Origin of the sequence: Kitasatospora sp. NPDC093558, assembly GCF_040683475.1 — a bacterium.
GTDB lineage: Bacteria > Actinomycetota > Actinomycetes > Streptomycetales > Streptomycetaceae > Kitasatospora.
On record NZ_JBFBDY010000844.1, the window covers coordinates 1 to 2385 of the forward strand.

2 protein-coding genes are annotated in these 2385 nt (G+C 75.1%); both read left to right on the forward strand.

Features of this window, described 5'->3' with window-relative positions; genetic code table 11:
* A partial coding sequence (locus tag AB0O00_RS35980; protein ID WP_363658913.1) for a thioester reductase domain-containing protein occupies positions 1-1776 on the forward strand: 1776 nt, incomplete at its 5' end.
* Positions 1773-2385: hypothetical protein (locus AB0O00_RS35985; protein ID WP_363658914.1), on the forward strand; the 613-nt coding region annotated here is incomplete at its 3' end. The genes AB0O00_RS35980 and AB0O00_RS35985, both read left to right, overlap by 4 nt.

Here is a 2385-nt window from a genome sequence, read left to right on the forward strand (position 1 = left end):
GCCCGGGTCGCCGCCGACGGCGGCGCGGGCGACGGGTCCCGCCGCCTCACCGCCTACTACACGCTCGCCGAGCACGCCGCGACCGGCGGCGGGCCGCGCGACGGCCTCCGCGCCTACCTGGCGGAGCGGCTGCCCGCGTACATGGTGCCCGCCTCGTTCGTGGCCCTGGACGCGATGCCGCTCACCCCGGCCGGGAAGATCGACCGCCGCCGCCTCCCGCAGGCCCTCCCGCAGGCGCGTGGGCCCGTAGCGGGCGCCGGCGCCGACACCGGCGGGGGCAGCGGAGGAGGCGCAAGGCCGGGCGGCGCCGACGCCGTCGAGGACGCCGTCGGACAGCTGTGGGCCGAACTGCTCGCCGTCGAACTCGTCACCCCCGCCGACGACTTCTTCGCCCTCGGCGGCACCTCCCTGCTCGCCATGGAGATGCTCGCCCGCGCCCGCCTCGTGTTCGGCATCGACGTCACCCGCATCCGCGCGCTCACCCGCGCCCTCCTGCGCGACGCCACGCTGCGCGCCTTCGCCGCCGCCGTACGCGACGCCAGGGCGGGCGGCGCCGGCTCCCGCGAGACCGCCGTCGACTGGGCCGCCGAAGCCGAACTCGCCCAGCCCGTACGCCAGTCCTGGCACCCCGCGCCCTGCCGCGCCGAACCCGCCGAGATCCTGCTCACCGGCGCCACCGGCTTCTGCGGCGCCCACCTGCTGCACGCGCTGCTCGCCACCACCCGCGCCCGCATCCACTGTCTGGTCCGCGCCCCCGACGAGGAACACGCCCTCGAACGGTTGCGCGCCACCCAACAGCGCTTCCTGCGCGGCGACTTGGCCGACGCCCGGGTGGTGCCGGTGGTCGGCGACCTCGGCGAACCGATGCTCGGTCTGACGCAGCGTCAATTCGACTGGATGGCCGGGAACCTGGACGCCGTCCACCACCTCGGCGGACAGGTCAACTTCATCTACCCCTACCACCAGCTGCGCGGCCCCAACGTGACCGGCACCCGCGAGATCGTCCGCCTCGCCGGCCTCAGCCGGGGCGTGCCCGTGCACTACCTCTCCACGCTCGCCGTCCTCGCCGGGTTCGGCGCGGCGGGCATCCGCGAGGTCACCGAACGCACGCCGCTCGCGTACCCGGAGCGGCTGGGCGTCGGGTACGTGGAGAGCAAGTGGGTCGCCGAGCAACTGCTGCACAACGCCGCCGCGGCCGGCCTGCCCGTCACCGTCCTGCGCACCAACGACGTCACCGGGGACCTGGCGACGGGCGTCATGAACCACGGCACGGAGATGTGCGCCCTCATCAAGTACCTGGCCGACAGCGGTACGTGCCCCGACGTGCGGCTCCTGCTCGACTACGTCCCGGCCGACCGGTTCGCCCGTGCCGTCGCGCACATCGCCGCCCACGCGCCCGCCGACGGCGAGGTGTACCACGTCACCTCGCCCCAGCCCGCCGACCTCGCCGACCTCGCCGAACGGCTCCGGGTGCGGGGTTACCCGGTGACCCAAATGCCGTACCGGGACTGGGTGCAGAACCTCGTCCGGTACGCCGCCGCGCACCCGACCCACCCGATCGCGCCGTTCGTGCCGCTCTTCGTCGACCGCGCCCCCGGGGCGGCGATGTCGATCAGCGAGATGTACTTCCAGCCGACCTTCCCGCGCTTCGACCGCACCCACACCGAGGCGGCGCTGGCGGGCAGCGGGATCCGGCTCCCGGCGGTGGACGCCGGACTGCTCGACCTCTACCTCAGGCAGCTGGAGGCGGACGGGTACCTGAGGGCGGGCGTGTGAACGTGTTCGCCGGGCTGGACCTCCGCTCCGCCCCCGGGGACGGGCCGGTGGCGTTCGGGGCCGGGCTCGGCGCGGACGAGATCCTCTCCGCCTACCAGTGCGGGCTCTTCCCCCTCCCCGCCGCCGACGAGTTCGCCATCGCCTACAACGAGGCGCGGTTCGAGGAGGCCGTCGAGGCCGGGGAGATCGCGCTGCTCGGCGGCGACGACCCGTACGCCGTCGCGTGGTGGTCGCCCGACCCCCGGCCCGTCATCGCGCCCGACGGGGTCAGGATCGGGCAGCGGCTCGCGCGGCGGCTGCGCAACCGGCTCGGGTGGTGGACCAGCGTCGACCTGGCCTTCGGCGAGGTGCTCGCGCGGTGCGCCGAGGGGCGCCAACCAGCCTGGCTGGTCGCCGAGTTGCTCGACGGGCTCACCCGGCTGAACGCGCTCGGCGCCGCGCACAGCGCCGAGGTGTGGGAGGGGGAGGAGCTGATCGGCGGGGTCTTCGGGGTCGCCGCCGGGCCCGTCCTCAGCCTCGACTCGATGTTCCACCGGCGCCCCGACGCCGCCCGCGTCGCCGTCGACCCGCACGGCATCAAGGTCACCCCGCTGGTCAAGGACCTCAAGG